The following is a 23,483-nucleotide window of genomic DNA, read 5'->3' as shown; positions in this document are numbered from 1 at the left end:
GGCGCTAGCGCAAGGTCTGAAGCGCCTCGCGCCCGGCAAAACGAGCAGCGGCCACCGCCCTGTTGGGAACGTTCAGCGCACGGATCAACGAAGAGACATGAATGCGCACGGTGAAGGGAGAGATCTCAAGCGCCGCGGCGATTTCCTTGTTGGTCTTGCCTTCGGCAATCAATTGCCAGACCTCTCGCTGCCGTGACGTGAGCCGGCTCATATCATCGTCGGAACCCAGTGGGAGCGGGCCCGAAGGCTCGTACTTGACCAGCACTTCGCCACGGCGAATATCGGCGATGGCTTGGCCGACCTGGTCGGGAGAAAGGCTCTTGCCGACAAACCCGTCCACACCGGTGGCCATGACACGGCCAATGACATCGCTGTCATCCAGGGTCGAAACCACAATCATCACGGTGTGCTTGAGTGCCTGGCGCAACTGCGCGAGCTCGCTGATGGAGCCCAGGCCGGGAAGACGTATTTCAAGAATCAGCGTATCGAGAGGTTGTCCATTCGTTGCCAGCGTCCGTACTTCCTCCAGGCTCCCTGCTTGTTCGATCATTGCGTCAGGTATCAGGCGTTCCAGCAACACCATCATCCCCTCTCGGAACAGCGGATGCTCATCTGCCACGATCATCCGGCAAATATTCCGACCCGAGACGCGTCTCTCATCGCGTCCCATACTGCATCTTGACGACTTCACTGATTCTCTGCGCAACGCCATTGAACGGAGGCGTGACGGATCGGATCGACTGACCACGATAAGGTCCGTCCGCGGGAAACCAATTCTGGACAACGACAACCTGTTTCGGCTGCCCAGACGAAACCGGGCCCGTGGAGATTTCATTGGTGAATTTGCAGGTATCAAACGTCCCCAGGGCCGTCTTGATCGTTTCACGCCCGTTGTACGTCAGCTTCTCGACGACATCGAACTCGACCGCTCCCCCAGCGCTCACCGCTTTGTTTTTGTAGCTGACGGTGACGGTCTGCCCAGGTTGCAGATCAATCGGTGTGGAAGCGGGAGGCTGGTAGGTGGTGGTCACCAACGATGCCCCGGCACCATGACGATCACCGTAACGAACCAGCCGACCGTCCTTGATCTCGGCGAAGGTCGTCGTCAGGAAAAACGGCGCATTGTTCAGGAACGACGTGTGCACCGAAGCCACCGGATTGGCGCCGGCAAACGCCTCGCGCCCGAGCGCCTCGGTTTTACCGCGACTGGTGGCTGGCGACAGGTTGTCGCGACTTTCATACTCCACCACCGTCCCGGCCTGGAAATCCGCCTCGTTGGTGCAAGCCGCCGAGGATGTCTCACTGGCAGTGGCAGCCGACGCACCGGCGATCAAAGAACCCCAGCCACTGGCGACAAGGGCCGAGACGGCGAATGCCGTTGCGAGGCGCTTGCGATAAGCCGGGCAGATGCTGGACTTTCTGGCAGGTGTGCTTTTCAAAAAACAGATCCTTGTTCAAATAGGCTCGTTGCGACCGATCGAAAACCCGATAGCGCTCATAGGTTAGGGTCGAGTGCCGAGCGGCGCTATAGCGCAAGTGTGCTATAGGCTTTGCCCTCGTTCTGGATGGAGGTGATGATCGAGACTACCGATACGCGCCAGTCCACGACATCATAAAGCCACCACCTTGATCGAGCCTGGACGCGCTTCATTCTTCAGCCGTGAAACCGTATCAGAGGCTCGTATGACCGAATCACTGGAGCGTTTTGTCCAGGCGCAAGCATCAACCTATGACCGCGCTTTGCTCGAGCTACGGCACGGCCGCAAGGAAGGCCACTGGATGTGGTTCATCTTTCCCCAATTACGCGGCCTGGGTGCCAGCGAGAACGCCACCTACTACGGCCTGCGCGACCTGGAAGAAGCGCGCGACTATTTGCATCACCCGCTTCTGGGACCACGACTGGAGTGCGCAACCCGTGCCGTCCTGGACTCGGAAGTCGCGGTAGAGAAACTCCTGGGGACACTCGACGCCATGAAATTCGCGTCCTGCATGACGCTTTTTGCAGCGGTTGCCGGCGAGCATTCGGCGTATGCCCAGGCGCTGAGTGGTGGCGTGAGTGTCGACTCGAGAACACTGGAGTTACTTAAGGAGCACGAGAGAAAAAATGCCTGATTCCGAAACATGGACGTTGTGGTACAGGTGACCGTGGCCTCAGGATTGGATCGTCGGGAGTTCTACTTGAATGGTTTTACACCATCTGGAAGAACTCCCGGTTTGGTGGTCACATGACAGCACCTCAGGCACAAACCCGCATCGCTCAAGGACCTTCCTTGAGCCGATGTTGTTCTCATAGACATAAGCCACCAACTGCGTAAGCCCCCAACGCATCCGCGCCGCCTCGATCAAATGTTTCAGGGCCTGCGTTGCCAGCCCTTGCGCGCAAGCGCGTTGATCAATGCGATAGCCCACCTCGGCGCAACCGCGTGGTGAATGAATGCCTTTCAAATTCGCCCGCCCCACTATTTTCCCGCTGGCGTCTTCGATCACAAACGGGTGCCAGGCGCCCACGGCAAAATCGGCCAGATAGCCTTCAATGTGATCGGTGACGCCCGTCCATGAATAAAAGGCAGGGTCGCGTGCGTCGATCTGCGACTCGAACCATTCACGGTTGTGGACTTCGAAGGCCAGCAGCGCTTGCACATCGGTCATTTCCAGCTCGCGAATTCTGAAGGGTTTCACTGATGGCTTCTCCTGGGGCCGTGAAGCGCAATCGTAAGGTCGAGTGATCGTTCATGGCGAGGGTTTCTACTTGGGCGGTCCTTTGTTAGGGGCCGCTGGGCTGCACAGCAGCCCCAAAAAGCTGAATGCGGTCTGCCTGAAACACCACAGGGTCTGACTTCAGCGCCGCTTCACGCGCCAGCGGGAGCAGGCTCCCTCGCCACGGGCCTATTTGATGGGCCCCTAAACGAAAAATGCCCCGTACCTTTCGATACGGAGCATTTCTTCAAGGCTTCCCGTGGATTGCCAGGTATTCACGCGACGGTGAGTCTTCTGGTTCAATCGCCTGCAGAATCCAGAGCGATTCTGCAGTTCCTATTGGGGGAACCCGCCTGAAGTCCTTCAGGCGTTCTGGTTCCAGGGACGGTCTCCATGTTCGTCCTTGATGCGCGTCGGCAGGCCCATCACATCCAGCGCCTCGAGGAACGCCTCGGCAGGCAGTTCTTCGACGTTGACCATGCGCTGCACGTCCCACTCGCCACGGGCCACCAGCAAGGCCGCGGCCACGGGTGGCACGCCGGCGGTATAGGAAATGCCCTGGCTGTCGGTTTCGGCGTAGGCGTCCTCGTGGTCGGCCACGTTGTAGATGAACATTTCGCGCGGCTGGCCATCCTTGACGCCCTTGACCAGGTCACCGATGCAGGTCTTGCCGGTGTAACCCGGCGCCAGCGAGCTAGGGTCAGGCAGCACGGCCTTGACCACTTTCAGCGGCACGACTTCCAGGCCTTCGGCGGTCTTGACCGGTTGCTCGGAAAGCAGGCCGAGGTTCTTGAGCACGGTGAACACATTGATGTAGTGCTCGCCGAAGCTCATCCAGAAACGCACGTTGGGCACATCGAGGTTCTTCGACAGCGAGTGCACTTCGTCGTGACCGGTCAGGTACAGGTTCTGTGAGCCGACCACTGGCAGGTCGTCGGTGCGCTTGACCTCGAACATGGTGTTGCTGGTCCACTGGCTGTCCTGCCAGCTCCACACCTGTCCGGTGAACTCACGGAAATTGATTTCCGGATCGAAATTGGTGGCGAAATATTTGCCATGGGAGCCAGCATTGACGTCGAGAATGTCGATCGAATCAATGCGGTCGAAATGCTGTTGTTGCGCCAGTGCCGCATAGGCATTGACCACACCCGGGTCGAAGCCCACGCCGAGAATGGCGGTGATGTTCTTCTCCTGGCACTCCTGGAGATGGTTCCACTCGTAGTTGCCGTACCAGGGCGGCGTCTCGCAGACCTTGCCCGGTTCTTCGTGGATGGCGGTGTCCAGGTAGGCCACGCCGGTATCGATGCAGGCACGCAGCACCGACATGTTGAGGAAAGCAGAGCCAACGTTGATGACGATCTGCGACTCGGTTTCGCGAATCAGCGCCTTGGTCGCTTCGACATCCAGAGCGTTCAGTGCAAAGGCCTTGATGTCGGCGGGTTGCTTGAGGCTACCCTTGGCCTTGACGCTGTCGATGATGGCCTGGCATTTGGAGATGTTGCGCGACGCGATAGCAATACGACCGAGTTCGTCGTTGTGCTGCGCGCACTTGTGGGCCACCACCTTGGCGACACCTCCTGCACCAATGATAAGTACGTTCTTCTTCAATTTCTTTATTTCTCCTTCCGCCAGCTCAAGAGAGGCTGGACAAGTAGTCGTCGTAAACAAACTCGCGAACCACCTCGACGCTGCCGTCGAGTTGCTTCACAACGATGGACGGCATTTTCAGGCCGTTGAACCAGTTTTTCTTGACCATGGTGTAGCCCGCTGCGTCGATGAACGACAGCCGATCGCCGATGGACAGCGGACGATCGAATTGGTACTCGCCAAAGATGTCCCCAGCCAGGCAGGATTTGCCGCACACCATGTAGGTGTGTTCGCCCTCGCTCGGTGCCAGCTTGGCGTCCAGGCGATAGATCAGCAGATCGAGCATGTGTGCCTCGATGGAACTGTCCACCACGGCCAGGTGCTTGCCGTTGTAGAGCGTGTCGAGCACGGTGACTTCCAGCGACGCGCTCTGGGTGATCGCAGCCTCGCCCGGTTCCAGGTAGACCTGCACGCCATACTTCTGCGAGAAGGCCTTGAGCCGTGCGCAAAAGGCGTCCAGGGCGTAGCCCTCACCGGTGAAATGGATGCCGCCACCGAGGCTGACCCACTCGACCTTATGCAATAGATGACCGAAACGCTCCTCGATCGTGCCCAGCATCTGGTCGAACAAACCGAAATCGCCGTTCTCGCAGTTGTTGTGGAACATGAACCCGGAGATATGCTCGATGACCTGTTCGATTTTTACCGGATCCCATTCGCCCAGGCGGCTGAACGGTCGCGCCGGGTCGGCCAGCAGGTAATCGGAGCTGCTCACTTGCGGGTTGACCCGCAGGCCGCGGACCTTGCCGGCCGACGCCTCGGTGTAGCGCTGCAACTGGCCAATGGAGTTGAAGATGATCTTGTCGCAGTTGGCGAGCATCTCCTCGATCTCATCGTCGGCCCAGGCCACGCTGTAGGCGTGAGTCTCGCCCGCGAATTTCTGCCGGCCGAGCTTGAGTTCATACAGCGACGACGACGTAGTGCCGTCCATGTACTGCTGCATCAGGTCGAACACCGACCAGGTGGCGAAGCACTTGAGCGCCAGCAAGGCCTTGGCCCCGGACTGCTCACGCACATAGGCGATCTTCTGCATGTTCGCCAGCAGCTTTTGTTTGTCGATGAGGTAGTACGGCGTTTTGATCATTTTCGAGGCCTCCGGGCAAGGCGAGCCAAAAAAGGATGCGCATTGTGCCTTCACTGACTGCAGATCGAAAGAGCGAAAAGCCCCGTTCGCGCAATCATCCTGATCCAGATCGACGCTTTGCGATCACCGGACATACCGGCCGCCCAGGCGACGAAATGCTGAATCTGGCAAAGGGAGGATAACCAAAGAGCGCTGACGCTCGACCTTGAGCCGTCGCGGATAACCGGCCTTGCGCAACAGGCCATGGGTGATCAGTGTTTATGCATCAGGTCATGCAGGACACCAAACCTCAGGCCCGCTTCGCAAACGATCATGTCTGTAACACCGAAGACCTTGAACGCCGCCAGCATGATCGCCAGGCCACCGGGCAGGATGCCCAGGCGATGGCTCTGCAAACCGGCCAATCTGAGGCGCTCGACATGGCCGACTTCCAGCAGCCGCAACGACAGGCGCAACAACCCGCTGTAGGTAATGCCGCCTTGGCCAACGTCATTGAGGCCATTGGCCTTGAGCACTTTGGCCAACATCCGCGCCGTACCGGAAGAGCCGATCACCTGCTGCCAGCCCTGCGCGCGATAACGCGCCGCCATCGCTTCAAACTGCAGGACGGCCACGCGTTCAGCCTCCAGCAGCGCTTGAGCGGTGATGCGTCCGCCCGCAAAGTAACGGGCGCCAAAGGTGCCGCTGCCGATGGCAATGCTTTCCGTCAACAGCGGCTGGGCGCCCTGCCCCAGAATCAGTTCGGTCGAGCCACCGCCGATGTCCACCACCAGTCGCGTCCGCTCGACACCGGGCACCGCATGGGCGACACCGGCATACACCAGCCGGGCTTCTTCATGCCCGGACAGCACGTCGATCCGAAACCCCAGGTGCCGCTCGGCACTGGCCAGGAACAATTGGGCATTGGCCGCTTCGCGCACGGCACTGGTCGCCACCGCCCGCACCCGTCCGGCTTCGAAGCCTCGCAGCTTTTTGCCAAATCGGGCCAGGGCTTGCCAGCCTCGATCCAGCGCCAGTTCGTCCAGGGCCCCGGCTTGCAGGCCCTCGGCCAATCGGACCGGCTCGCGCAGGGTTTTCACTTCCTGGATCACCCGTTGTCGATTGCGCTTGACCGACTGGCCAATCATCAGGCGAAAGGCGTTGGAGCCCAGGTCAATGGCCGCGAACAGGGGGGCGTCGCCTTTCATAGCGGTGTTCCTTGATTCATCAGCCAGCAGGCACAAGCGCTGCGGGCATCCCACGATGGTTTGCGAAGATCCTGCCATGGCTTCGATGACACCTGGATGACACCCCTTGAGCCCCAGTAACTGTTTTAGCCAAGGGCAGCGCATGAAGCACAGATGACGTTCACCACTATGTAATAAATTGCAACTAGCGTGGATGGCGCCTCCACGACCGAGTTTTCCATCATGCTTTCAACCCAGGACACCTTGGTACAGCGCATCCACCGCGAATTGCTCGATCACAGCGACGAAGAACTGGAGCTGGAGCTCTCCGAAGACGGGCATGACCTGAACGCCTTGTTCGATGAACATGCCCCGGATAGCAACGAGAAAGAAATCCGACGCCTGTATTTCAGCGAACTGTTCCGCCTTCAGGGCGAACTGGTGAAGCTGCAAAGTTGGGTGGTCAAGACCGGGCACAAGGTCGTGATCCTGTTCGAAGGGCGTGACGCCGCCGGCAAGGGTGGCGTGATCAAGCGCATTACCCAGCGGCTCAATCCCCGGGTGTGTCGCGTCGCCGCCCTGCCCGCCCCCAACGACCGTGAACGGACTCAATGGTACTTCCAGCGCTACGTTTCGCACCTGCCGGCGGCGGGTGAAATCGTGCTGTTCGACCGCAGTTGGTACAACCGCGCCGGGGTCGAGCAAGTCATGGGGTTCTGCACCGACGAACAGTACGAAGAGTTCTTCCGTACCGTGCCGGAATTCGAGCGGATGCTCGCCCGCTCCGGCATCCAGTTGATCAAGTACTGGTTCTCCATTTCCGACCAGGAACAGCACCTGCGCTTCCTCAGCCGCATCCATGACCCGCTCAAGCAATGGAAGCTCAGCCCCATGGACCTGGAGTCCCGCCGGCGCTGGGAGGCCTATACCAAGGCCAAGGAAATCATGCTCGAACGCACCCACATCGCCGAGGCTCCCTGGTGGGTGGTGCAGGCCGACGACAAGAAAAAAGCCCGGCTCAACTGCATCCATCACCTGCTTGGGCAAATGCCCTATGAAGAGGTGGAGCTGCCGACCATCGAACTGCCGCAGCGGGTACGCCAGGAAGACTACTCCCGCAGCCCGACGCCACCGGAGCTCATCGTGCCCCAAGTCTATTGAGATACGCCAGGCAAGCCCCCCACAAGCGGTTCTGACCTCGTGTTCGCCGGGGCCTTACGATCGAGGCCTCGGTTCTCCCGACCGCCACAGCCCAGTGTGGGAGCGAGCTTGCTCGCGATAGCGGCGTGTCAGTCACGAATCTTGTCACTGATCCTCCGCTATCGCGAGCAAGCTCGCTCCCACAGGGGATTGGGTGAGTTCACAACCAGAAACGGTTAACATCCCTCTCCTTCGTCTACCCTCACAGAACGGCGTACCGCCATCCATGTGGGCGTGATGCTTCGACATTCCTTGCCTTTCTCTACCGGAGATCTTCCATGCTCAAGCCTTCCCTGGCATTGGCCGCTGGTGTTGCCCTGTCGTTTTGCAGCTGGCTGGCGCAGGCCGCCGACACCCTGAAAGTCAGCGCGATTCCCGATGAGGCTCCCACCGAATTGCTGCGCAAGTTCAAGCCGCTGGGGGCTTACCTGGAGCAGCAAACCGGCATGAAGGTCGAGTTCGTCCCCGTGAGCGACTACCCGGCCGTGGTCGAGGCACTGGCCACCGACCGGATCGACATGGCATGGCTGGGGGGTTTCACCTTCGTCCAGGCGCGCCTGAAAACCGGCAACGCCATCCCGCTGGTCCAGCGCGAACAGGACGCCCAGTTCACCAGCAAATTCATCACCGCCGACCCGACCGTCAAGTCCCTCGCCGACCTCAAGGGCAAGACCTTCGCGTTCGGTTCGGTATCGTCGACATCGGGCAGTCTCATGCCGCGCTATTTCATGCTTCAGGACGGCATCAAGCCAGAGAGCTACTTCAGCCGCGTCGGCTACTCGGGTGCCCACGACGCCACCGTCGCCTGGGTCCAGGCCGGCAAAGTGGACGCCGGGGTACTGAACGCCAGCGTCTGGGAAAAACTGGTGGCGGCCGGCAAGGTCGACACGAACAAGGTCAAGGTCTTCGCCACTACCCCAGCCTACTTCGACTACAACTGGACAGTGCGCGGAACCCTCGACCCCGCGTTGGCGGCCAAGATCAAGGCCGCCTTCCTGGCCCTCGACCCGGCCAACCCGAAGGACAAGGAAATCCTCGACCTGCAAGCCGCCAGCCGCTTCATCGAAACCAAGCCTGAGAACTACAAGGGCATCGAGGAAGCCGCACGCGCCGCCGAACTGCTCAAATGACCCTGCGACTGACCCAGGTCAGCGTTACCCATGCCAACGGCGTCCAGGCGCTGCGGGGTGTGGACTTGCACATCGGCGCGAACGAACAGGTCGCCATCATCGGCCCGTCCGGCGCCGGCAAGTCGAGCCTGCTCAACCTGCTGGCCACCGCACTGCGCCCGGGCAGTGGGGAGCTGCAGTTGCTTGGCGAACGCGCCTGGCAACTGTCCGCCCGCCAGCGTCAACGCCTGCGCGCGCGCATCGGCCTGATTCACCAATCGCCGCCCCTGCCGCCGCGCCAGCGTGTGGTGACAGCGGTCCTGGCCGGAAAGCTCGGCCAGTGGGGCATCGGTAAAAGCCTGTTGAACCTGTTGCACCCGCTGGATATTCCAGGCGCCAGGGCGGCATTGGCCCAGTTGGACCTGGGCGACAAACTGTTCGCGCAATGCCAGCAGCTGTCCGGCGGACAACTGCAACGCGTGGGTATTGCCCGGGTGTTGTACCAGGCGCCGGAGGTGTTGCTGGCCGACGAACCGGTTTCGGCCATGGACCCGGTATTGGCCGAGCACACGCTTTCGGTGCTTTGCCGCCACGCCCGGGAACACAACGTCACCCTGGTCGCCAGCCTGCATGCGGTGGAACTGGCCTTGGCGCACTTTTCCCGGGTCATTGGCCTGCGGGACGGGCAGATCCTGTTCGACCTGCCAACCGAGGCGGTCGACCGTCCGTTGCTCGACACGCTCTACGCCAACGAACAACTGCAGTCTTCACCAACAACGCCCCACGCGTCCTTGAGCGTGCAGATTCCCCGATGCTGACCCGCGATACCCGAGACCCCGCCACCCGCCCTCGCCTGCTGCTCAGTCTGCTGGCCCTCGTGTTGCTGTGGCCGGGCATCCAATTCAGCGAACTGGACCTCGGCGTGCTGCTCAAGAGCGGCAGCCAGAGCGAAATGGGCCGGTTCGTAGCGGCATTCTGGCCGCCCGCCCATGGCGACGAATTCGTTGAACTGCTGTGGCAGGCCACCTTGCAGACGCTGGCGATCGCCACGGCTGGCATGGCCTTGGCGTTGCTGTTGGCGGTGCCGGCGAGCCTTCTGGCCAGCCGCGCCCTGTCGCTGTCGGCAGCCTCCCGCGCCGGCCATCCGGGGTATTGGGGCCAACTGCTGCGCTGGCCGGTACGCGGCTTGTTGATCTTCTTGCGCAGCGTGCCGGAAATCGTCTGGGCCTTGCTCTTCGTGCGCGCCGTCGGCCTCGGCCCAACGGCCGGTGTGCTGGCGATTGCCATTACCTACAGCGGCATGCTGGGCAAGGTCTACGCGGAAATCTACGAATCGGTCGACCAGCGCCCGGCCCACGCGCTCTTGCAGTCCGGCAGCAGCCGGCTGGCGGCCTTCGGCTATGGGATCCTGCCCAATGTCGCGGCGGAACTGTTGTCGTATACGGTGTACCGCTGGGAATGCGCGATCCGCGCCTCGGTGGTGATGGGCTTCGTCGGTGCCGGAGGGCTGGGTCAGCAGATGGACCTGTCGCTGCGAATGTTCGCTGGCGGTGAAGTCGCCAGCCTGCTGCTGACGTTCCTGGCACTGGTGCTGCTCGCCGATCAACTCAGCCGCCTGCTGCGCTGGAGGCTGGCATGAATCGCCTGCTCAACGTGGTCATGGTCCTGTGCATCGGCGCGGCAGTCATCGCCTCGTTCGCCTACCTGGGCATCGACCTGGGCGAGCTCGGCGACGGCGGCAATCTGCAGCGGATGGGGGCTTATGCGCAGCGCTTTCTCAGCCCGGACCTGAGCCCGGGCCATCTGAAAGCCATCGGTCACGGCGCCCTGGAAACCCTGGCCATGTCCGCCCTCGGCACCCTGCTCGCGGCAGTACTCGGCCTGCTGTTGGCCTTGCCTGCGGCCGGACGCTTCGGCTGGCCTTTGCAGAGTGCCTCGCGCCTGATGCTCAACGCCTTGCGCGCGGTTCCGGAGCTGGTCTGGGCCGCACTGATGGTCCTGGCCGCTGGGCTCGGGCCCAATGCCGGCACCCTGGCGCTCGCCCTGCACACCACCGGCGTACTCGGGCGCCTGTTTGCCGAGGCGTTGGAAAATACCCCCTCCGAACCGGCCGACGCCATCCGTTTGCAAGGCGGCAACGCCGTACTGGCGTTCTGCTACGGGACACTGCCCAACCTGCTGCCGCAACTGCTGGCCTACGTCCTGTATCGCTGGGAAAACAACATCCGCATGGCCAGCGTGCTCGGTTTTGTCGGTGCCGGAGGGCTTGGACAAATGCTCTATGTCAGCCTCAGCCTGTTCCAGGAGGCCCAGGGCAGCACGGTGATTCTGGCGATGCTGTTGCTGGTTCTGGCGGTCGATACGTTGAGCGGCTGGAGCCGCCAGCGTTGGGTCAAGGCTTGATGGCTGTGCACAACGACGAATATGGAATTGGTCATAAAGACCAAGAATCAGGTCTTTATGACCACGACGCATCCGAGTCAAAATAACCCAACAAACACCAACCCATTGACTGGCAAGGCATTATTAATTGGCACACTTTCTGATCAGGTCTTCTGCCCCTTTTGGCGAACCTAGGAAGAAAGCCACATGAGTAATGAATTCAAGCCTGGTCTTAGCGTAGTCACCGGTGCCAGTTCGGGTATTGGCCTGGCCGTCACCCAACGTTTGCTGGAGCACGGCTCCAACGTGATCGCGATGTCGCGACAGATCGGTGGCCTCGGCGAACTGGTCGAGCGGTTTGGCGACAGGCTGTCCTGGCTGCCCGGCGACGTGACACAGGCGACCGACCAGGCCAGGCTGGCACAACTGGCCGCCTCCATCGGCCCGGTGGATTGCCTGATACCCAATGCGGGAATCGCGCAACTGGCCGACGGCCTGGACCTGGCCGCTTTCGACAGGCAATGGGCCGTCAATGGCGCGGGCGCCCTCAATACCCTGAGCAGCCTGCGCGAGCACCTGGCAGCCGCGGCGTCCGTGGTGTTCATTGGCACGTTCCTCGAACAGGTCACCTTCCCGGGGTTGGCCGCGTACATTGCATCGAAAGCGGCCTTGCGCGCGCAGATGCGCACCCTGGCCGTTGAACTGGCCCCCCTTGGCGTTCGCCTCAACATGGTTTCGCCGGGGCCTACCGCCACGCCGATCTGGGGCACCCTGGGCCTCGATGCAGAGGCTCTGGGCTCGGTGGCGAGCACGGTCAAGCAACGATTGCTGGGTGGGCAATTCCTCGAACCCGGAGCCGTGGCAGATGTCATCCTGTTCCAATTGGGCCAGGGTGCACGGGGCGTGTATGGTCAGGACTGGGTGGTGGACAGCGGCTACACCTTGCGTTGATTGCGGCGAGTCCTGGCTAGAAGAGACAGTATGTTTGGCTGAGCAAGTAACCCTGTGGGAGCGAGCTTGCTCGCGATAGGGTCAGGTCAGTTAGCATCAATGTCGGCTGGGTCGCCGTCATCGCGAGCAAGCTCGCTCCCACAGGTCTTTCTTTCGTGTCGAGCGGTGGGTCAACGGGTGATCACAGGAGCTGTCTCATTGGCTGAGATAACGCACTATCCCCACGCCTGTTCTGGGCAAGCCCAAAACCCACCCGGACACCACTATCTTGCCGTCGGTTTGCAAAGAGATACGCCTTGCCGTATCCAAACCGCCCAGGTCCGTCATGACTCGACCGTGCAATCCAAACTCGGGATCTGGCGCGCCATTGGGGAGGAACCGCATCAACGTGAAATTGGAGGTTGCTGCGGTCCCCAAGGAGCCTCCCGCTGCAATAATTTTATTGTCCTGTTGAATGGCCACAGCGTGATTCTGAGCTTCGTAACCATGAAAACTAATAACAGCAGGTGCTCCGTGATTAAAAGTCTCGTCCAGACTTCCGTCAGGATTGATTCGCGTTGTCAGCGTATGGAACCCCTTTGACTCAATATCCGCAAAACCCACGGCCACGATTTTTCCATCCTGCTGCCGCTCGGCGGCAAAAATTTGCGCGAGTTGGCTGTTTTTTACTTCAATCGTAACAACGCCTTCCTCACCAAACGAACGATCTGGTCGTCCATCACTCAGGTAGCGTGCAAACAACAAGGCCCCATTTTTTGCCCCGGCGAAAAGCAGGCGACCATCCGGGAGTATGATCAGTGATGAGAAGTAAACCTTCCCGACAAACACCATGCCGGTTTCACCGAAAGTCGGGTCAAGTTCCCCTTTGCTGTCAAGTCGAAGGAGAACTTCATCATAGTTCTCATACCCCCTCACAACCCTTGCGACGAGGACGATTTTTCCGTCGGGCTGGATCGCTAGAAGATGAGCAATATCTTCGCCAATCGGCAAATCAATAATCACGCGCCCTTCCTTGCCAAAGGTGGTATCCAGTTTTCCGTCAGGCAAGATTTTGAGAAGATAAAGTATCTCTTCAAATTGTTCCCCGACATTGCCAAATATAAACGCGTGATCATTGGGTTGGACGGTTAATCCGACCTGCCCTACCTGGACGCCAGGAAAAATATTGAGACGTGTGATTCCATGGTCACCAAAAGAATCATCCATATCGCCATTACTCAAATGTCGCACCAAAACGACGTCATCGGCATTGGCGCCAGCCGATAATATTTTTCCGTCGCTGAGTAACTTTGATGTTCCTAAAAAACTGCCTTGGGCAAGAGTGAACACTACTTTTCCCTCGTCATCAAAGCTTGGGTCAAGATCACCCGCCGCTTTTGCTGCTTTTTGCGTAGTCATATCCGCTGCTCCTGAAGGAAAGGATGGGACTACAGGTATAGGGAAAGTGTTTTCGAGTCACTACTGTCAGAGTTGACAGCACTGACGAGCGGTTTTAAGCCCTCATCATCAACTCGCCCTGCGCATCCGCCTCCCCCTGCAACAACTCAACCACCCAATCGATAAACACCCGAACCCTGGGTGACAGCTGTCGGTGCGGCGGGTACACCGCTGAGATCGGCCACGTCGGCACGCCGTACTCGCTCAATACTTCGACCAGGCCGCCCTCGGCCAACTGCCGTTGCACGTGGTAACGCGGCACCTGGATCAAGCCGAATCCCGCTTCACAGGCCGTTACATAAGCGTCGGCGTTATTGACGGTCAACTCACTCGGCAATTGCATTTCGCGCCCCCGCCCCGCCACTTCGAATTCGAACGGGAAGAACCGTCCATTGCCAGAGGCAAAGCCGATGGCCTGGTGCGCCGGCAAATCCTCCAACCGGCGAGGCGTGCCGGCGCGAGCGAGGTAGTCGGGGCTGGCGCAGGTCAGCTGATGCAGCCGCACGATGGGGCGCGCGACCAACCCTTGATCAAGGATAGTGCCGGCGCGGATCGCACAATCCACACCCTCGCGCTGCAGATGGACCTGGTGATCATGAAAACCCATGTCCAGTTGCAACGCCGGGTAGCGCCGGTAGAAATCCGGCAGGCGCGGCAGGATCCAGGTGCAACCAAAGGCAATGGGCATGTCCACCTTCAAGGTGCCGCGCGGCTGGCTCCGTTGCACCGACAGCGAACTTTCCAGGTCATCGAGGTCGTCCAGCAACTGGCCGCTGCGTTGGTAATACGCTTGGCCATCGAGCGTTGCGCGCACCTGCCGGGTGGTGCGCTGCAACAGTTGCACGCCCAGATGGGCTTCCAACTGCTGGATCAACAGGCTGACCGTGGCCCGGGGCAAGCCAAGGTCATCGGCCGCCTTGCCAAAACCACCCAGCTCGACGATACGCCGGAACACTTGCATGGCCTGTAATCGGTCCACCGTCACGCCTCATTATTTAGATATCCCGAATAGTTAAACCAATAATCGTGGATTTATCCAGGAAAGCCCTTGCTGGAGACTGCACAGGTCGTTCATTTCCAGGAGCTATCAGCATGAAGACCCGCCAACTCGGCCATCGCGGCCCTTACGTTTCCTCCATCGGCCTGGGCTGCATGGGCATGTCGGACTTCTACACCACGGGCGTGGACGAGGGAGAAGCGATTGCCACGCTCCACCGCGCCCTGGAATTGGGCGTGACACTGTTCGACACCGCCGACATGTACGGGCCGTATACCAATGAAGAGCTGCTCGGACGCGCCTTGCGAGGCAAGCGTGAAAGCCTGTACCTGGCGAGCAAGTTCGGCCTGGTACGCAGCAGCGATCCCCATGCCCGCGGCGTCAACGGCCGCCCCGAATACGTCCGGCAATCGGTCGACGGCAGCCTCAAGCGCCTCGCCACCGACTACCTCGACCTCTACTACCAGCACCGCATCGACCCTGAAGTGCCCGTCGAGGAAACCATCGGCGCCATGGCCGAGCTGGTCAAGGCCGGCAAGGTCCGCCATATCGGCATCTCGGAGGCCAGCGCCGAGACCATCCAACGGGCCCACGCCGTGCATCCACTGGCGGCGGTGCAAAGCGAATACTCGTTGTGGTCCCGCGAGCCTGAACACAATGGCGTGCTCGATACCTGCAGGCGCCTGGGCATTGCGTTCGTCGCCTACAGTCCCTTGGGCCGGGGCTTTCTGACCGGCGAGCTGAAATCACCGGAGGATTTTGCCGCCGATGACTACCGCCGCTTCAACCCGCGCTTCCAGGCCGACAACTTCAAGCGCAACCTGGCGCTGGTCGAACGGGTCAAGGCCTTGGCCGCGGACAAGGGCATCAGCGCCTCGCAACTGGCCCTGGGTTGGGTATTGGCCCAGGGTGACCACGTCATTCCGATCCCGGGCACCAAGCAGCGCAAGTACCTGGAAAGCAATGTGGCGGCGGCTTCAGTGGTGTTGAGCGCAGACGAACTGGCCCATCTGGATGGGATTTTCGCAGGCGAAGGTGTGGTGGCGGGCGACCGATACCAGGCGCAGACGATGACATTGTTGAACGGTTGATCCGTCGGCTGGGCTGTCGGTTTCGACAGGCCGGATTCAAGCAGGCGCCAGCCCAGCCGATAACCCTATCAATAATAGCCCCAGGCTTCGCCGGGCTCTGCCAGTTGCATAGGGTAATGATCAATGGGGTTGCCGCTGAATCGCCTGCTGATGTGGGGCGTCCTGATGTTCCTCGCTGCAAGCGCTTGCGCGGCAGGGCCCTCCCTGCGCATCGTGACGGAGGAACTGCCGCCCTACAACATGACGCAGAACGGACGCGTGACCGGCATGAGCACCGAAGTGGTCCAGGCCGTGCTCAACGAAGTCGGCATGGACGCGCCTATCCAGCCCATGCCCTGGGCCCGGGCCTACGAGCTGGCGCTCAACGAAAGCAATGTGTTGATCTATTCGATCGTCCGCACGCCTGCTCGCGAATCGCTTTTCCAGTGGGTGGGCACCATTGGCCCGACGCAGTGGTACATCTACTCGCTGGCGGATCGACCGGTAAAACTCGACTCGCTGGCCGACGCCCATGGTCACCAGATCGCCACGGTCAATCAGGACGTGGGCGAGCAATACCTGGTCTCGAAGGGTTTCCGCATCGGCGAGGAATTGCAGTCGAGCACCAAGTACGAACACAACTACCGCAAGCTCAAGGTCGATCACGTGGAGCTGTGGATTTCCAACGAGCTCAACGCGCTGTACCTGACTCGCCAGAATGGCGAAGACCCGGACAAGGTGCTGATCCGCTCGCTGGCGCTTCCCGAACTGAGCAGCCCGGACGGCCTGAGCATGGCGTTCAGCCGCAAGACGCCGGCCGAAACGGTGGAAAAATTCCGCGCCGGCCTTGAGACCATCCGTCGCAATGGGGTCTACGACGCCATCCTGCGCAAATGGTTATGACATGGGGGACCCTTTCCGCACGGCATCGTCCCAGCCACCACCGACCAAGGCGTTCAGCTCCCTGGGACGGCGCCTGGTACTGGCAACGCTGTTGTTCTGCCTGTTCTTTACCCTGGCGATGGTCACCTGGCGCACCTGGCTGGCCTGGGAAAACAACCTGGCGGAAATGAATTCGGAGCTGGCCCTGATCGATCAGGTGTTCCAGAACACCTTGGCCTACGCCATTTGGGAACTGGACCGCGAATCCCTCGACCAGCAAATCACCAGCGTCGCCGCGGCAGCCCCCGTGGGGCGCGTGGTGTTGAACATCCTGCGCCCCGGGCAAGCGCCGGAAGTCATCGAACTCAATCGATACGCCGTCGGTCAATCGGGCGTGGTGCCGGTGCTGCATCGCCAGCTCATCGCCGAGCCCTACGCCGGGGCCCATGAGAAAGTCGGTGAGCTGACCATCGAAGGCGACAATAACCTGCTGTGGGAGCGCCTCTGGAGCGAAGCACGCAGTATCGTCATTACCCAGCTCATCCAGTCCCTGCTGCTGGCCGGGTTGGTCATGACCATGTTCAATCGCCTGGTGACCGTGCATGTGGTGCATATCGCCCGTCACCTGGGCGGACTCGCGCCGCATACCCTCAAACATCACCTCAAGCTGCAACGGGCGGTGAATCGCCAGGACGAACTGAGCCTGCTCGAATTCCAGGTCAATGAACTCCAGGACAATCTGGGCGCCCACCTCGAACGCCAGCGTTCGGACGAACTGGCCCTGGCCGCCAGCCGCGATCAAATGGCTGAACTGGTGGAGGCACGCACCGCGGAACTGAAGGCCGCCAACCAGTCGCTCGAAGCGCTGTCCCGTCACGATGCCTTGACGGGCCTGGCCAATCGTCGCTACTTCGACGAATTGAAGGAAATCGAGTTTCGTCGGGCAATCCGCCACAACACCCCGCTGGCCGTGCTCATGTGCGACGTCGATTTCTTCAAGATCTACAACGACACCTACGGCCACATGCAGGGCGATCTGTGCCTGAAAGAAATCGCAGAAACCCTGCGCAGCGTGTTCGGCCGCTCTGGCGAACTGACCGCTCGCGTAGGCGGCGAAGAGTTCGTCGTGGTCCTGCCCAATATCAACGCCGCACAGGCCTGCCAAGCGGCTCAGCGCTTTCGCACCAGCCTGGCGGAACGTGAGCTGCCCCACAGCGGCTCCAAGGTCTCGCCTTTCGTCACCGTGAGCATCGGCGTTGCCGAGCTGGACCCGGAGACCATGGATCATTTCGATCAAGTGCTGCAACGCGCCGACCAGGCGCTGTACCGGGCCAAACACCAGGGACGCGACCGCGTTGCCCTGTAACGACCACCGCGCGCCATGAGGTCTGCATATGCACATTCGCCTGACACTCTGCTCATGCTTGCTACTCGCCTCGATCAGCCTGGCAAGCCACGCCGACACAATCGAAGTCGTTACCGAAGACTCACTGTACGCCTATCAGCGTGACGACAAGGTCGTCGGGCCGGGCATTCGCATTGCCGAGGAGACACTCAGAAGCGCGCAGCTCACCGACTACAGTCTGTCACTGTACCCGTGGGCCCGGGCCTACGAAAAAGCGCTGCACGAGCCCAACGTACTGATCTTCCCGCTGGACCGCACCCCGGCTCGCGAGACATTGTTCAAATGGGTGGGTGAAATACATCGGGTGGCGAGCCGGCTCTATAAACTGCGTGATAACCGCGACATCACCGTCAGCAGCCTCGAGGAGGCCAAGCAGTACAGCATCGGCGTGGTGCGAAACGACGCCAAGCAGATTTACCTGCAGCAGCGTGGGTTCACCCGGCTGGTCATCTCGGCCAACAACCACGACAACTTTCAGAAACTGCTCAATCGCCAGATCCAATTGCTGCCGATGCCGGAGAACACCGCGCGCCTGATGAGCCAGGATGCCCAAATGGATTTCGCTTCGCTGGAAGAGGTCTACATCCTCGACGAACAACCCCACAGGGTCCACCTGGCCTTCAGCCTGAGCACACCGGATGAAGTCGTTGCCAAGGCCCAACGCGCGTTCGAAGAACTCAAGGCTTCCGGTGAAGTCGCACGAATCATGAACGAACAGCGGTAGACTCTGGGGGATCACACCGCAAGCAACGATGAGGTATGTCCCGATGAGTAAAGCGTCCTACGTTCCGCCCAAGGTCTGGAAAAACGACGCCCCGTCTGGCGGCCAGTTCGCCAGCATCAACCGCCCTGTCGCCGGGCCGACCCATGACAAAACCTTGCCGGTTGGCAAGCACCCGCTGCAGCTTTATTCCCTGGCCACGCCCAACGGCGTGAAGGTGACCATCCTGCTGGAGGAACTGCTGACGCTGGGTCATACGGGCGCGGAATACGATGCCTGGCTGATCCGCATCAACGAGGGCGACCAGTTCTCCAGCGGCTTCGTCGAGATCAACCCCAACTCCAAGATCCCGGCCCTGCTGGACCGCGGCGTGGAACCCGCCATTCGGGTCTTCGAATCCGGCTCGATTCTGCTTTACCTGGCGGAAAAATTCGGCGCCTTCCTGCCCACCGATCCGGCGGGCCGCACCGAAACACTGAACTGGCTGTTCTGGCAGATGGGCGCTGCCCCGTACCTGGGCGGTGGCTTCGGGCATTTCTACGCGTATGCGCCGGAGAAACTCGAATACCCGATCAATCGCTTCACCATGGAAGCCAAGCGTCAACTCGACGTCCTGGACCGCCGCCTCGGCGAAAGCCAATACCTGGCAGGCAACGACTACACCATCGCCGACATCGCGGTCTGGCCCTGGTATGGCCAACTGGTGCGCAACAACGTATACGGCGCCGCCGAATTCCTGAGTGCCCACGAATACACCCATGTGCAGCGCTGGGCAGAAGACATTGCCAAGCGCCCCGCCGTCCTGCGCGGACAGCGGGTCAACCGCACGTGGGGGGATGAGGCGAGCCAGGTGCCGGAGCGGCATGGGGCTGGGGATTTGGGCTGAGGCCAGGTCGCACGCCGGCTCGGTGATGAACCTGGATTCCTCAACTGACACAGCCCCCCTGTGGGAGCGAGCTTGCTCGCGATAGCGGTGGATCAGGTGGCACTGATGCTGGATGTGCCGACGTCTTCGCGAGCAAGCTCGCTCCCACCTTGGATCGGGGGTGAACCTCGCTTTCTCGACTGGCACAGCCTCCTGTGGGAGCGAGCTTGCTCGCGATGGCGGTGGATCAGTTGACACTGATGCTGGATGTGCCGACGTCTTCGCGAGCAAGCTCGCTCCCACGGTTTTTTCCCACAGTTTTTCGTCAAATATTCAGCGGTTGGCTTCCAGCTTGTACCTGTCACCCGCCGACGCCGGAGTCGTTTCATTGGCCAGGGCAAAAACACACTCATCCAGATAAGGCCTGACATCCGCCCATTTCTTGCGATCGGCGATAAACCCTCGCAGCTTCTTACCGGCATCCACAACATCCGGCTCATGGGCCATCAACATGAGCCTGGCGACTGAGCTGGCGTCATCGTCCTTGTGCTTGGCATGATCCTGCCGAGCGTAGGAATGAAACTCCTCGATCCGCCCCAACACAGCCTCGGCACCGCCCATGCATTTGTCACCCAACACCTCTTCGCGCCGCTGCGCATGTCCACCGGCAAAGCTGTCCTGGACAAGATGAAGCAAACTGCCAAACGCCACCTGATTCACATTCGCCCGCAACCATGGACGCCCCACCGCAAAAAGATCCTGCACGGTTTGTCCGTTATTGAAATGCTGTTCCCAGCCTTCGATCTGGATGTCTTTCAAATAGGTATTGAGGGGGTAGGTACCATCGGCAACCCCCCAGGCGAACTCGGCCCACATCATGATTTCGCGCTTGGTCTTCTCTGGCGCGTCGCCCTCTTGGGACGCCATTGCATGCAAGAATTGCAGGTCGCCAAAATGCGAACGGGAGATGTAGTTCCCCGCCCCCATGAACGCCATCGGATCGGAAGCGCTTATGTCCTCGGCTTTCTCGAAGAGATTGACCCAGCACCGCGTCTGCGAGATGAAACCAACCGAGTAACGTCCATCGCAGCCCTTGGTCTTGGCATCGTCCGCGCCCGGCATGAACACCGGATCATCGTTCCAGCGAACCCCGGCAATGACATAAGCACCGGCGTTCTCCAGGTTGGGGTTACTGCAATCCTGCCAATCCCCGTCACACCCATAGATCTTCTGCGTCAACGCCTCGTGGGCAGGATCGGAAAAGTTATGCAGCGCGAAACTGGCGAAAGGCACCGTCGCCTTATAGGAAACCCCGTATTTCTTGGCCATCTCCCGTTCAGCCAACGTGCCATCCGGCGAGAGTTGAAAAGCGTTGGCGTGTCCGATGCAACCCAACAGAACACCCCAGGCAACTCCTGACACGGCTTTGTGTTTGTTCATGAATCGTCTCTGCAAAGGGCGGTGACGAGCAGGTTCTCGTCTCGCGCCGGGGATGGGTTGTGGTGGGCATGGCAAATGGCAAGAGGCCATCGTCGATAGCATAGCGGGTGGGGCTTTGTCGTCCAGCGAGCAAACGCTGATTTTTTCCGCAGGTTTCCCGGGACCAATACGAAAGTCGCCGTCCAACAGACGGAGTAAATCCCAACCAAAAGCCCCTATGGACCGCCCCCGCAAATAGCACAAGCTCACGCCCATACAAGTCCCCAGCCGTGATCGCTACAGGGAAAGGACTCCGCACGCATACCTCGTACGCGTCACGTCGCGCTCAACCGAGTCCCGCCATGAACCTATCGAACCTCTTCAACAAAGCCCGAGCCCGCACACAAGGGGCGGTCAGCCTGGCCTGCACGTTGAGCGAACTGGACCCGGCGCTGGCCAACGTACGCATCACACCGGTATTGATCGCCGGGTTTGTCTCCCCTCACCTGGACATCGACCGGGTCGCCGCCAAGGTCAAGCAGCGCTTTCCACAAAGCGCCATCAGCCTGTGCACGACGTCCGGTGAGCTGTGCAACGGTGCGAACACGCTGTACTGCCAGACCGGCGAGACCTGGGACCGGGTGGTGCTGCAGCTGTTTGACGCCAGTGTGATTGCGTCGGCCGAGGTGGTGATGGTGCCGCTGGAGTGCGAGGACATTCGCGGTGGCGGCAAGCGCCTGGCCATGCGTGAGCGAATCGCCCGATTGGTGAATAACATCAAGCAGGCGCAGGTGAGTACGCCCATTGACCATCGCGATACCTTGGCCTACGTGGTGTTTGATGGTCTTTCGGCTTCCGAATCGTTCTTTATGGAAGCGCTCTATGAATCAGGCCGTTTCCCCTGCCTGTTCGTTGGCGGCTCAGCCGGTGGCAAGGCGGATTTCAAGAAGACCCTGATCAGTGATGGGCAGCGCAGTTACCAGAACCATGCGCAGATTGTCTTTCTGAAAACCGCGGCGGATGTGCGCTTCGGAGTGTTCAAGAGCCAGAACTTCCAACCTGCCGGGCTGACGTTCAGCGTGCTCACCGCGTCGGTCGAAGACCGCACCATCGACCAAGTCATCGACAGCCGTGGAAATATCAAGAGCATGGTCCAGGCGCTGTGCGAGGCCTTCGAGTGCAGTGCCCAGGCGCTGGAAAAGAAGCTGGCCGATTATTCATTCGCCATCCGCGTGGGTGATGAGCTGTTCGTCCGTTCCATTGCCCGCATCGACCATCAGCAGCAGATCATCCAGTTGTTCTGCGACGTGGCGCCCGGCGAAGAGCTGGTGATGGTCAAGCGCACGCCCCTGCGCGAGGCGACCCGGCTCGACTACGAGAAATTTCTCAAGGGCAAAGGTGGCCGGCCGGTGGCCGCCATTCTCAACGATTGCATCCTGCGCCGGCTCAACAACAGCAGCGACCTGGGCAGCATGGCCGGTATTTTCGGGGACGTGCCTCTGGCCGGCTTCTCGACGTTTGGTGAAATCCTCGGTTTGAACCTTAACCAGACACTCACGGCGATTTTCTTCTTCAGGGTCACCAAGGGCGCCGGTTTTGTCGATGAGTACGTCGATCACTTCATCACCCACTATGGCGAGTTCAAGGCCTTTTTCCTGCGCCGCCAGATCAAGAAGCTGGCGGGCCTGAATCATGTCGTGGTCAAGCAGATCATGGCGTTCAAGATGAATGACTTCAGCAGCGCCTTGGACACTCGCGGCCTGGACCAGACGATCCTGCCGGTGTTCGACGGCCTGACGGACCTGGGCCAGGTATTGGCGCAGGCCAGCCAACAACAAGCGTCGATGGCGACGCAAATCAAGCATTACTCCGGCGAACTGCACCTGTCGATGGATGACCTGACGGGCACGATCGACCGGCAAAACAGCGTCGCCGAGCAGGCCGGCACCACCGTCGAGCAGCTTGCCACGCAAGCGGGTGAAGCGGTGGTCGGTGCCCGTGCGCTCGCCAGCTCGAGCTTGCGTATCCAGTCGATCGTACAGGTCATCCAGCAAATCGCCGGCCAGACCAACCTGTTGGCCCTCAACGCCGCCATCGAAGCAGCGCGGGCCGGTGAGATGGGCAGAGGCTTTGCGGTGGTGGCCGATGAGGTCCGCAAGCTTGCGGAAATCACCCGCCAGAATGCCGCGGAAATCGGCATGGACATCGGCCTGCTCTCGACGGAGATCCAAGGCGTCGCCCAACAGATCGAAGACCAGTCCGTTGCCGTGAGCGCCCTGCGGGAGATGCTCGATGCCCTGGAAGACTCCAGCCGTACCACCGAAGGCACGGCACAACGCACGAAGGCCATCGCCGACACCTTGACCGGGCTGACCCACGCCAATGCTTGAGGCCGAGTCGTCCCGGTGATGGATCGAGATTGAGCGATCAGCACACTTCCCCTTGTGGGAG

The 23,483-nt window shown here is 60.4% G+C and carries 22 protein-coding genes and 1 pseudogene; 14 read left to right on the top strand and 9 right to left on the bottom strand.

What is annotated here, in order from left to right; translation table 11 throughout:
* Window positions 1-4: 4 nt before the first annotated feature.
* Together IB266_RS21650 and IB266_RS21645 are read right to left on the bottom strand one after the other, a co-directional pair.
* Window positions 5-625 carry a LuxR C-terminal-related transcriptional regulator gene (locus tag IB266_RS21650; protein ID WP_225613616.1) on the bottom strand — a complete coding sequence of 207 codons (621 nt, stop codon included), beginning with the start codon at window positions 623-625 and terminating at the stop codon, window positions 5-7.
* A 31-nt stretch (window positions 626-656) separates the two neighbouring features.
* On the bottom strand, window positions 657-1,439 hold the full coding sequence (locus IB266_RS21645) for a hypothetical protein (RefSeq protein WP_192262364.1): 783 nt from the start codon (window positions 1,437-1,439) through the stop codon (window positions 657-659).
* Between the two features lie 244 nt (window positions 1,440-1,683).
* Here IB266_RS21645 and IB266_RS21640 point away from each other — a divergent pair, with 244 nt between their 5' ends.
* Window positions 1,684-2,112 carry a DUF1810 domain-containing protein gene (locus IB266_RS21640; RefSeq protein WP_192262363.1) on the top strand — a complete coding sequence of 143 codons (429 nt, stop codon included), beginning with the start codon at window positions 1,684-1,686 and terminating at the stop codon, window positions 2,110-2,112.
* Window positions 2,113-2,151: 39 nt separating this feature from the next.
* On the opposite strand, the gene IB266_RS21635 is transcribed toward IB266_RS21640, so the two are convergent.
* From IB266_RS21635 to IB266_RS21620, 4 genes are all read right to left on the bottom strand, one after another.
* Window positions 2,152-2,679: a GNAT family N-acetyltransferase gene (locus tag IB266_RS21635; RefSeq protein ID WP_192262362.1), complete on the bottom strand. Its 528-nt coding sequence runs from the start codon at window positions 2,677-2,679 to the stop codon at window positions 2,152-2,154.
* 381 nt (window positions 2,680-3,060) lie between these two features.
* Complete coding sequence (locus tag IB266_RS21630) at window positions 3,061-4,305, bottom strand: saccharopine dehydrogenase family protein (RefSeq protein WP_041476374.1); 1,245 nt, start codon at window positions 4,303-4,305, stop codon at window positions 3,061-3,063.
* A gap of 25 nt (window positions 4,306-4,330) precedes the next feature.
* Window positions 4,331-5,428 carry a carboxynorspermidine decarboxylase gene (locus IB266_RS21625; RefSeq protein WP_058545429.1) on the bottom strand — a complete coding sequence of 366 codons (1,098 nt, stop codon included), beginning with the start codon at window positions 5,426-5,428 and terminating at the stop codon, window positions 4,331-4,333.
* Between the two features lie 251 nt (window positions 5,429-5,679).
* On the bottom strand, window positions 5,680-6,615 hold the full coding sequence (locus IB266_RS21620; RefSeq protein ID WP_192262361.1) for a Ppx/GppA family phosphatase: 936 nt from the start codon (window positions 6,613-6,615) through the stop codon (window positions 5,680-5,682).
* A 222-nt stretch (window positions 6,616-6,837) separates the two neighbouring features.
* On the opposite strand from IB266_RS21620, the gene ppk2 reads away from it, so the two are divergent.
* The 6 genes from ppk2 (at window position 6,838) to IB266_RS21590 (ending at window position 12,236) form a co-directional block, all read left to right on the top strand.
* Window positions 6,838-7,755, top strand: a complete 918-nt coding sequence (ppk2, locus tag IB266_RS21615) for a polyphosphate kinase 2 (protein WP_192262360.1) — start codon at window positions 6,838-6,840, stop codon at window positions 7,753-7,755.
* 317 nt (window positions 7,756-8,072) lie between these two features.
* Entirely contained in the window at window positions 8,073-8,924 is an 852-nt protein-coding gene (locus IB266_RS21610) for a putative selenate ABC transporter substrate-binding protein (protein WP_092204319.1), read from the top strand.
* Entirely contained in the window at window positions 8,921-9,721 is an 801-nt protein-coding gene (locus IB266_RS21605) for a phosphonate ABC transporter ATP-binding protein (protein WP_192262359.1), read from the top strand. Before IB266_RS21610 ends, IB266_RS21605 begins: the two co-directional genes overlap by 4 nt.
* Window positions 9,715-10,542, top strand: a complete 828-nt coding sequence (locus tag IB266_RS21600) for a PhnE/PtxC family ABC transporter permease (RefSeq protein WP_192262358.1) — start codon at window positions 9,715-9,717, stop codon at window positions 10,540-10,542. Before IB266_RS21605 ends, IB266_RS21600 begins: the two co-directional genes overlap by 7 nt.
* A complete protein-coding gene (phnE, locus tag IB266_RS21595) occupies window positions 10,539-11,306 on the top strand; it encodes a phosphonate ABC transporter, permease protein PhnE (RefSeq protein WP_192262357.1) in 768 nt (255 codons plus the stop codon). The genes IB266_RS21600 and phnE overlap by 4 nt, the downstream gene beginning before the upstream one ends.
* A 186-nt stretch (window positions 11,307-11,492) precedes the next feature.
* Window positions 11,493-12,236 carry an SDR family NAD(P)-dependent oxidoreductase gene (locus IB266_RS21590; protein ID WP_192262356.1) on the top strand — a complete coding sequence of 248 codons (744 nt, stop codon included), beginning with the start codon at window positions 11,493-11,495 and terminating at the stop codon, window positions 12,234-12,236.
* Between the two features lie 195 nt (window positions 12,237-12,431).
* On the opposite strand, the gene IB266_RS21585 is transcribed toward IB266_RS21590, so the two are convergent.
* Together IB266_RS21585 and IB266_RS21580 are read right to left on the bottom strand one after the other, a co-directional pair.
* On the bottom strand, window positions 12,432-13,634 hold the full coding sequence (locus IB266_RS21585; protein ID WP_192262355.1) for a hypothetical protein: 1,203 nt from the start codon (window positions 13,632-13,634) through the stop codon (window positions 12,432-12,434).
* Window positions 13,635-13,728: 94 nt separating this feature from the next.
* Complete coding sequence (locus tag IB266_RS21580) at window positions 13,729-14,652, bottom strand: LysR family transcriptional regulator (RefSeq protein ID WP_192262354.1); 924 nt, start codon at window positions 14,650-14,652, stop codon at window positions 13,729-13,731.
* A 113-nt stretch (window positions 14,653-14,765) separates the two neighbouring features.
* Here IB266_RS21580 and IB266_RS21575 point away from each other — a divergent pair, with 113 nt between their 5' ends.
* The 5 genes from IB266_RS21575 (at window position 14,766) to yghU (ending at window position 19,634) form a co-directional block, all read left to right on the top strand.
* On the top strand, window positions 14,766-15,761 hold the full coding sequence (locus tag IB266_RS21575) for an aldo/keto reductase (protein WP_192262353.1): 996 nt from the start codon (window positions 14,766-14,768) through the stop codon (window positions 15,759-15,761).
* Between the two features lie 123 nt (window positions 15,762-15,884).
* Entirely contained in the window at window positions 15,885-16,643 is a 759-nt protein-coding gene (locus tag IB266_RS21570) for a substrate-binding periplasmic protein (RefSeq protein ID WP_192262352.1), read from the top strand.
* A gap of 1 nt (window position 16,644) precedes the next feature.
* Window positions 16,645-17,988, top strand: a complete 1,344-nt coding sequence (locus IB266_RS21565) for a diguanylate cyclase (protein WP_192262351.1) — start codon at window positions 16,645-16,647, stop codon at window positions 17,986-17,988.
* A 28-nt stretch (window positions 17,989-18,016) separates the two neighbouring features.
* Window positions 18,017-18,751 (top strand): substrate-binding periplasmic protein, encoded by a 735-nt coding sequence (locus IB266_RS21560; protein WP_192262350.1) that lies wholly within the window; start codon window positions 18,017-18,019, stop codon window positions 18,749-18,751.
* A gap of 43 nt (window positions 18,752-18,794) precedes the next feature.
* Window positions 18,795-19,634: a glutathione-dependent disulfide-bond oxidoreductase gene (yghU, locus tag IB266_RS21555; protein WP_192262349.1), complete on the top strand. Its 840-nt coding sequence runs from the start codon at window positions 18,795-18,797 to the stop codon at window positions 19,632-19,634.
* A 312-nt stretch (window positions 19,635-19,946) separates the two neighbouring features.
* Here the strand turns inward: yghU and IB266_RS21550 are convergent, their stop codons facing one another.
* The gene (locus IB266_RS21550; RefSeq protein ID WP_192262348.1) at window positions 19,947-21,053 is read right to left on the bottom strand and encodes a hypothetical protein; all 1,107 of its coding nucleotides are present in this window, start codon (window positions 21,051-21,053) and stop codon (window positions 19,947-19,949) included.
* 341 nt (window positions 21,054-21,394) lie between these two features.
* On the opposite strand from IB266_RS21550, the pseudogene IB266_RS31240 reads away from it, so the two are divergent.
* Window positions 21,395-22,501, top strand: a pseudogene (locus IB266_RS31240) (FIST signal transduction protein); the annotation flags it as partial.
* 3 nt (window positions 22,502-22,504) lie between these two features.
* A complete protein-coding gene (locus tag IB266_RS31235) occupies window positions 22,505-23,422 on the top strand; it encodes a methyl-accepting chemotaxis protein (protein WP_412548319.1) in 918 nt (305 codons plus the stop codon).
* Window positions 23,423-23,483: the final 61 nt, after the last annotated feature.

The sequence above is a fragment of the Pseudomonas sp. Pdm06 genome, from assembly GCF_014851795.1.
Lineage (GTDB): Bacteria > Pseudomonadota > Gammaproteobacteria > Pseudomonadales > Pseudomonadaceae > Aquipseudomonas > Aquipseudomonas fluorescens_AA.
This window is presented reverse-complemented; position numbering and strand designations above follow the sequence as displayed.